Origin of the sequence: Dorea sp. AM58-8 (assembly GCF_003464045.1) — a bacterium.
GTDB lineage: Bacteria > Bacillota > Clostridia > Lachnospirales > Lachnospiraceae > Claveliimonas > Claveliimonas ammoniilytica.
Genome location: NZ_QSDM01000021.1, coordinates 39,587 through 48,223, shown reverse-complemented (window position 1 = coordinate 48,223; position 8,637 = coordinate 39,587). Strand labels below are relative to the sequence as shown.

6 protein-coding genes are annotated in these 8,637 nt (G+C 44.1%); 1 reads left to right on the top strand and 5 read right to left on the bottom strand.

The genetic code is table 11. The annotated features are described in order from the left end of the window. The first annotated feature begins 110 nt into the window (after positions 1–110). A complete protein-coding gene (locus tag DXA18_RS12980) occupies positions 111–1,283 on the top strand; it encodes a ribose-phosphate pyrophosphokinase (RefSeq protein ID WP_118384246.1) in 1,173 nt (390 codons plus the stop codon). An 84-nt stretch (positions 1,284–1,367) separates the two neighbouring features. Here DXA18_RS12980 and DXA18_RS12975 read toward each other — a convergent pair whose 3' ends face one another. The 5 genes from DXA18_RS12975 to ilvD all read right to left on the bottom strand — a co-directional run bounded on the left by DXA18_RS12975 (position 1,368) and on the right by ilvD (position 8,631). After that, positions 1,368–2,720, bottom strand: a complete 1,353-nt coding sequence (locus DXA18_RS12975; RefSeq protein WP_243007130.1) for a polysaccharide deacetylase family protein — start codon at positions 2,718–2,720, stop codon at positions 1,368–1,370. A gap of 276 nt (positions 2,721–2,996) precedes the next feature. Further along, positions 2,997–4,160, bottom strand: a complete 1,164-nt coding sequence (locus DXA18_RS12970) for a phosphoglycerate dehydrogenase (RefSeq protein ID WP_118384244.1) — start codon at positions 4,158–4,160, stop codon at positions 2,997–2,999. Beyond that, a complete protein-coding gene (gene serC / locus DXA18_RS12965) occupies positions 4,160–5,242 on the bottom strand; it encodes a 3-phosphoserine/phosphohydroxythreonine transaminase (protein ID WP_118384243.1) in 1,083 nt (360 codons plus the stop codon). The genes DXA18_RS12970 and serC overlap by 1 nt, the downstream gene beginning before the upstream one ends. A 16-nt stretch (positions 5,243–5,258) precedes the next feature. Further along, entirely contained in the window at positions 5,259–6,935 is a 1,677-nt protein-coding gene (gene ilvB, locus DXA18_RS12960) for a biosynthetic-type acetolactate synthase large subunit (protein WP_118384242.1), read from the bottom strand. A gap of 22 nt (positions 6,936–6,957) precedes the next feature. Continuing rightward, positions 6,958–8,631, bottom strand: coding sequence for a dihydroxy-acid dehydratase (gene ilvD / locus DXA18_RS12955; RefSeq protein ID WP_118384241.1), 1,674 nt, complete (start codon positions 8,629–8,631; stop codon positions 6,958–6,960). Positions 8,632–8,637: the final 6 nt, after the last annotated feature.

The window sequence follows — 8,637 nt, the reverse complement described above, 5'->3', positions numbered from 1 at the left end:
TCAGTCTTATAAAAAGATAATATCAGAAGGAAAACAGATTAGATAGCGAAAGGTCAATGCACTAGTTTCATGATGCATTGGTGCCTTTCGCAGAAAGGTGGTTTATACAAATGACAAATATCAAATATCTTGAGCAGTCTTTACCTGTAGCTCCACTGAAGATTGCTGCACTGGAAAGCTGCAGAGGACTGGGAGAAAAAGTAAACGATCATATTGTTAATTTCCGTAAGGAGGCACGGACAGAGATCCTGAATTCTCCTCTTTTTGCCAATTATCATTCCGACAATTTCCTGATTGACTGCAAATGCCCACGTTTTGGAAGCGGCGAGGCTAAAGGTTATATCGGCGAATCCATCCGTGGTTCTGATCTGTTCTTAATGGTAGATGTGTGCAATTACAATCTGACCTATACGGTTAACGGTTTTCAGAATCACATGTCACCAGACGATCACTATCAGGATCTGAAGCGTATCATCTCAGCAGCTCAGGGAAAAGCTCATCGTGTCTCTGTTATTATGCCGTTCCTGTATGAAAGCCGCCAGCACAAGCGTACCAAGCGTGAATCACTGGACTGTGCACTGGCTATGCAGGAACTGGTAGATATGGGCGTAGAGAATATCATTACCTTTGATGCTCACGATCCCCGTGTACAGAATTCAATTCCGTTGATCGGCTTTGATAATTTTTCACCACAGTATCAGTTCATGAAGGCTCTGCTCCGCGCAGTACCTGATCTGATCATTGACAAAGACCATCTGATGATCGTAAGTCCGGATGAAGGAGCTATGCACCGTGCCGTATATCTGTCCAACGTACTTGGGGTAGACATGGGCATGTTCTATAAACGCCGTGATTACTCTACTATCGTAAATGGCAAGAATCCGATCGTTGCTCATGAGTTCCTTGGTTCTGACCTGAAAGGTAAAGATCTGATCGTTATTGACGATATGATCTCTTCCGGCGACAGTATGCTGGACGTAGCCAAACAGTTAAAAGCGCGAGGCGCAGGACGCGTGTTCGTATGCACTACTTTCGGACTCTTTACAGACGGATTCGCTCACTTTGACGAATATTATGAAAAAGGATATATCAATAAAGTTGTAACCACCAACCTGACCTATCTCCCACCGGAGGTAAATGACAAACCTTACTTCGCTATCGCTGACATGAGCAAATTCATCGCACTGATCATTGAGTCACTGAATCACGACAAATCCATCAGTAATGTACTGAATCCTACAGACAAGATTCACGCACTGTTGGAAAAACGTAAAAATCAATAATTTCAAGAACTAACGCCCGGTCGGTTATTCACCGATCGGGCGTTTTATCATGCATAATCGTCTACACTCAGACATCATATCCTGCTATTTATTAAAATCTGTATACACTTTTCCATTCTCAAGTATAATGTCACGAGCTTCCGCCATTTCCGATACTGTCACAAGCTGATATCCATTCTCAATCAACTTTGGTATCAACTGCAAAGCCGCATCTACTGTTGAACTGTGAATATCATGCATCAATATGACATCTCCATCATCCGCTGTATTCAATACACAGTCAATCGTGCTCTGTGTATCCTTGGTCTTCCAGTCAAGCGTATCAATGTTCCACAGAATCATCGGCATACCGACTGCCGCTTTCACCTGATCATTGACTGCTCCATATGGTGGTCTGAGAACCGTAGCCGGCTGACCACATGCCTGTTTCAGAAGCTCATTGGTCTTTGCCACCTGCGATGCTCCACCATCTGCTTCTCCGGTAAGCTGCGGATGATCATAAGAATGATTACCGATCTCACAGCCAATCTCCTTCATTCTCTCCACATCATCAGCATATTCGCTCACGTGAATGCCCTGCATAAAGAATGTCGCATGCGCATCGTATTTCTCCAGCATATCCAGAAGCTCATGCGTCCGTTCTCCCGGGCCATCGTCAAAAGTTAATGCCATCATTGGCTTATCCGGATCGATCTTCATTTCCTTAGACTGTAATTTGCCATCCTTTCCGAATACACATTTATCAGAACCTACCCGTTGCTTTCCGGTAAGCATGATGCCGTCTGCATCAAAATAATAAGTATCGTCTCCCAGTTTCATCCAACCCGTCATCGCTGAGCCATTCTCTGTAAGATAATATGTATGATCTCCATCTTTCTTCCATTCGGAAGATTCCATTGCTCCTTTTTTTGTGAAGAAGTACTTTTTACCGTTAATCTCCTGCCATCCGCTGACTTTTTTCCCATCACTGCCGAAATAATAAGTTTTCCCTTTGGATACTACAAAATCATTCTCTACATAACTTCCATCGTATTTCTGAAACTTGTTGCCTTTCCATTTACCGATTTTATTCTTAACTGTCAGATATCCTTTTGTAACAACTATATTCGCTTTTCCGTCCCAGTCAGACTCTAACTTCTTAGACAATTCCTTAGAAAGAATCAGCTTAATCGGGAATTTTCCTTCCTTTGTTCCGTCTGCATCACACTCAATGGAATAATCTTTTCCGCTGTTCAGTTCCTTCAACAGATCCTTTACTGTATAACCTTTATCTTTATCCAGAACCTTCTTTTCCTTCTTTTCCTCACAGCTTGCTGATGCGGTTAATGTCGGTACTTTTTCATCCTGCATGATCGACTGATTATCTGCCTGTAAAGTGATCTGTGCAATACGACTTTTCCCTACTGCCCGAACCACCTGAAATGCTACTATTATCATCAAAAATAGGCTTCCTGCGGCCATGATTCTTCGTATCTGTCTTCTGCGTTGTATTTGTTTTAACCGTCTCTTTCTATTAGAGAGTCTGTCATTATTCATCCGTAAACCCCTCATTCTTCTTCTGTACACACACTACTGAAAGTATAACACCCTCTCTCGTGTACACAAGAAAGGGGTGTCGTTTTTTCAAGAATTAAGAATTACAGTATTACTTTCTTAACTAATTCATAATAATCGTAACAATTCTGTAAAACCGTCATTTATTATAATTACATACTAATTCAAAATACGTACACGAAGGATACCATCAATTGCCTCCAGATCTTTCTTCACAGATTCCGGAATGTCAGAATCCACATCGATCATGGTATATGCATAACTGCCTTTACTCTTATTAGACATGTCTGCGATATTCATATTATCCTTTGCCAGAATTCCTGTGATCTGACCGATCATATTCGGAATATTGTGGTGAAGAAGTGTAATTCTCTTGTTATCTCCCGGGTATCCCATATCGCAGTTTGGATAATTGACAGAGTTTTTAATATTACCATATTCCAGATAATTACGCATCTCTTTGACTGCCATCTTCGCACAATTTTCTTCTGCCTCTGCTGTAGAAGCTCCCAGATGCGGAATGACAATAGCTCCCTTTACACCTGCGATCTCTGGTGTCGGGAAATCAGTCACGTAATGCTTAATCTTACCGGATACCAATCCATCTACCACAGCTTCACTGTTCACCAGCACATCTCTGGCAAAGTTCAGTACAACCACGCCATCTTTCATCAAACCGATAGCATCTGCATCGATCATGCCCTTTGTACTGTCAAGTGCCGGTACATGAATCGTAATATAATCACATTCACTGTAAATCTCATCCACAGTTCTTGCATGATGGATTCCTCTGGAGATCTTCCATGCAGACTCCACTGACAGATATGGATCATAACCATACACATCCATTCCCAGATGCTGTGCTGCGTTGGCTACCAGTACACCGATGGCTCCAAGACCGATTACACCAAGTTTCTTTCCTTCCAGCTCGCAACCCGCAAAAGCTTTCTTTGCTTTTTCGGCATCTTTGGCAATATTACCGTCTTCTTCATTTTCCTGTACCCAGTTAATACCACCCAAAATGTCTCTGGATGCCAGGAGCATGCCTGCAATAACCAATTCCTTTACACCATTCGCATTGGCTCCCGGTGTATTAAACACTACGATTCCCTCTTCTGCGCAACGATCCAGTGGAATATTATTCACACCGGCTCCTGCTCGCGCAATCACCTTCAGGTTCTTGCCAAATTCCAGTTCGTGAAGTGCTGCACTTCTTACCAGAATTCCATCCGCATCCTTAGCATCACTGACTGGTACAAAATCTTCACTGAGATTCGCCAGTCCACATTCTGCAATTGCATTAAAACAATAATATTTGTACATTACAGATTTGCCTCCTCAAATTTCTTCATAAATGTCACCAGTGCTTCAACACCTTCATATGGCATCGCATTGTAGATACTTGCACGCATACCACCTACGGTTCTGTGACCTTTCAGGTTCTCCAGACCGGCCTCTTTCGCTTCTTTTACGAATTTAGCATCCAGTTCTTTATCCCCTGTCACAAATGGTACATTCATCAGTGAGCGATCTTTCTTTTCAACCGTTCCTTTGAACAGACGACTTTCGTCCAGATAATCATAGAGAAGTTTTGCTTTCTTCTCATTGCGTTCTTTCATTGCTTCCAGACCGCCCTGTTTTTTCAGCCACTTAAACACCTTGCCACAGATATAAATGCCATAAGCCGGCGGTGTATTATAGAGTGATCCGGCATCTGCATGTGTTTTATATTTTAACATAGTCGGTGTACCTTCCAGTACATCATCAAAGATCAGATCCTCTCGGATGATCACGATTACAACACCTGCAGGTCCGATATTCTTCTGCACGCCACCATAAATAATGCCATATTTGCTTACATCTACCGGCTCTGACAGGAAGCAGGAAGATACATCAGATACCAGGATCTTACCCTTGGTGTTTGGAAGCTCTTTGTATTTCGTTCCGTATATTGTGTTATTTTCGCAGATATACACATAGTCCGCATTCTCTGAGATTGGCAGATCAGAGCAATCCGGAATATAGGAAAATGTCTTATCCTCGGAAGTCGCAATCTTATTCGCCTTACCATACTTCTGAGCTTCCTGCCATGCTTTTTTCGCCCACTGTCCGGTTACGATATAATCTGCTTCTCCGTGTTTCATAAGATTCATAGGAATCATCGCAAACTGCTGAGATGCTCCTCCCTGCAGGAACAGTACTTTGTAGTTATCTGGAATATTCATAAGTTCTCTCAGATCTGCCTCAGCAGTATCGATAATCTCCTGGAAGGCCTGCGAGCGGTGACTCATTTCCATTACCGACATTCCTGTTCCGTTGTAATCCATCATCTCTGCTGCTGCTTCGCTCAGAACCTCTTCCGGCAATACTGCCGGGCCTGCTGAAAAATTGTACACTCTGCTCATCTTTGCATCCTCCGTTTTACTTATTATTTAAATCGTGTTCATCGAACGCTTCACTGATTGCGGCTCCTGGTGCAACCATTGGCCACACCTTCTCGTCCGAATCAATCTGACAATCGATAACCACAGGTTTACCAAGTTGTAGTGCCTTTGCAAATATCTCCTGAAATTCTTCTCTGGAAGTTGCACGGAATCCTGCAGCTCCCATCGCTTCTGCCAGTTTTACAAAGTCAACTGCATCATTCAGTACCGTAGCTGAATATCTCTGTCCATAGAACAGATCCTGCCACTGACGTACCATACCAAGTACATGGTTATTCACAACCACCTGAATGATTGGGATATTATGTCTGACCGCTGTTGCGATCTCATTCATATTCATACGGAAACATCCGTCTCCTGCCACATTGACAACCACTTTATCCGGGCGTCCCATCTTGGCACCAAGTGATGCTCCAAGACCGTAACCCATGGTTCCCAGTCCACCGGATGTCAGCAATGTACGCGGCTCTGTATATTTATAGAACTGCGCTGCCCACATCTGGTTCTGACCTACCTCTGTGACGATGATTGCTTTACCTTCTGTCTGACGGTAGATTTCCTCTACCACATATGGACCTGTCAATCCTTCCGGATGGTAAGTAAGCGGATATTTTTCTTTATAATCACGGATCTTCGTAATCCATTCTGCATGGTCCTGCTGCTCCAGTTCTTTATTAATCTGACTGAGTACCACTTTCAGATCTCCGATCACGCCTTCATCGATCAATACGTTTTTATTCATTTCAGCCGCATCTACATCAAACTGAAGGATCTTGGCATGGCTTGCAAATTTCTTAGCATTGCCTGTAACACGATCGCTGAATCTCGCTCCCAGTACGATCAGGAGGTCGCATTCACTGACGCCGTAGTTGGAAGTCTTCGTGCCATGCATGCCAAGCATACCTGTGTACAGATCATCCGTACCAGGAAATGCTCCTTTTCCCATCAGGGAATCGGTAACCGGTGCATCCACTTTCTTAACGAACTCATACAATTCTTTGGAAGCTCCGGATAATACTGCGCCTCCGCCTACAAATATGTATGGCTTCCTGGAGTCACGAATCATAGCCAGCGCATGATCCAGATCTTCTCTGCAGATATCTTCTGACGGCTGTACTGATGTAATCTTCTCAGGTACATATTCTGTCTTGTTTGCTGTCACATCCTTCGGGATATCAATCAATACCGGACCTGGACGTCCTGTCTGTGCGATCACGAATGCTTTACGTATTGTATCTGCCAGATCATTGACATCCTTTACGATATAATTGTGTTTGGTAATCGGCATTGTAATACCGGCAATATCAATCTCCTGAAAACTGTCCTTTCCAAGAAGTGCTACACCCACATTACAGGTAATTGCCACTACCGGAATAGAATCCATATAAGCGGTTGCGATACCGGTAACCAGGTTGGTCGCTCCCGGTCCACTGGTTGCAAAGCATACTCCCACTTTGCCGGTAGCTCTTGCATATCCATCTGCCGCATGTGCTGCTCCCTGTTCATGGGATGTCAGGATATGAGTGATCTCATCACTGTGTTTATATAATTCATCATATACATTCAAAATCGCTCCGCCCGGATAACCGAACACAGTGTCTACACCCTGTTCTTTCAGGCATTCGATTACGATTTCTGCTCCTGTCAACTGCATATTTAATCCTCTCTGTATATCACTATTTATTCTTAGGTACTTCCAGTACTGCGCCACGATTGCCTGATGTAACCATCGCAGCATATCTTGCAAGATATCCTGTTGTTACTTTAGGTTCTCTAGGTGTCCAGTTCTTTCTTCTCTCTTCCAATACTTCATCCGATACATCAAGCTGAAGCGTAAGCTCCGGAATATTGATCTTAATAATATCTCCTTCTTCTACCAGCGCGATTGGTCCGCCTACAGCAGCCTCCGGCGATACGTGACCGATAGAAGCTCCTCTGGATGCTCCGCTGAATCGTCCGTCTGTGATCAGTGCCACACTTGAGCCAAGTCCCATACCTGCAATGGCTGAAGTTGGATTCAGCATCTCACGCATACCAGGACCTCCCTTTGGTCCTTCGTAACGGATTACAACCACATCACCTGCTACGATCTTACCGCCCTTGATTGCTGCGATTGCATCTTCTTCACATTCAAATACTCTTGCAGGACCTTCGTGTACCAGCATCTCGTCTACAACTGCGGAACGCTTTACAACACTTCCGTCTGGTGCAAGATTACCCTTAAGAACCGCAAGTCCACCGGTCTTAGAATACGGATTCTCAACCGGACGGATAACTTCTGGATTCAGGTTCGCTGCATGCTCAATATTCTCTCCTACCGTCTTACCTGTAACTGTCATACAGTCCTTATGGATCAGTCCAAGCTTATCCAGTTCTTTCATAACTGCATAGACACCACCAGCTTCATTCAGATCTTCCATATAGGTTGGGCCTGCCGGTGCAAGGTGGCAGAGATTCGGAGTCTTCTCGCTGATTCCATTTGCGAAATCAATCTCAAAGTCCATACCGATCTCATGTGCGATTGCCGGAAGATGCAGCATACTGTTGGTAGAGCATCCCAGTGCCATATCTACTGTCAGCGCATTCAGGATTGCATCCTTTGTCATAATATCTCTTGGGCGAATATTCTTCTCCCACATTTCCATAACTTTCATACCTGCATGTTTTGCAAGACGAATTCTCTCAGAATATACTGCAGGAATTGTACCATTTCCGCGAAGTCCCATTCCAAGTACCTCTGTCAGACAGTTCATGCTGTTAGCTGTGTACATACCGGAACATGATCCACAGGTAGGACAGGTCTTGTTCTCAAATTCAAGCAGACCTTCATCAGAAAGTGTGCCTGCCGCATTAGCTCCTACTGCCTCAAACATGCTGGAAAGACTGGTCTTTTTACCCTGTACACGTCCGGCAAGCATCGGTCCGCCACTGACAAATACAGTCGGCACGTTCACTCTTGCCGCTGCCATCAAAAGTCCCGGTACATTCTTATCGCAGTTCGGTACCATAACCAGAGCATCAAATTGATGAGCCATAGCCATAGCCTCTGTAGAGTCCGCAATCAGATCTCTTGTTACCAGAGAGTATTTCATACCAATGTGTCCCATAGCAATTCCGTCACAGACAGCAATCGCCGGAAATACAATTGGTGTTCCTCCTGCCATTGCTACGCCCTGCTTTACAGCGTTCACGATCTTATCCAGATTCATATGCCCCGGAACAATCTCATTATAAGAGCTTACGATACCGACCAATGGTCTCTCCATCTCTTCTTTTGTCAGTCCTAATGCGTTAAAAAGTGAGCGATGCGGTGCCTGCTGTTTTCCCTTTGTAACTGTATCACTTCTCATTTTATC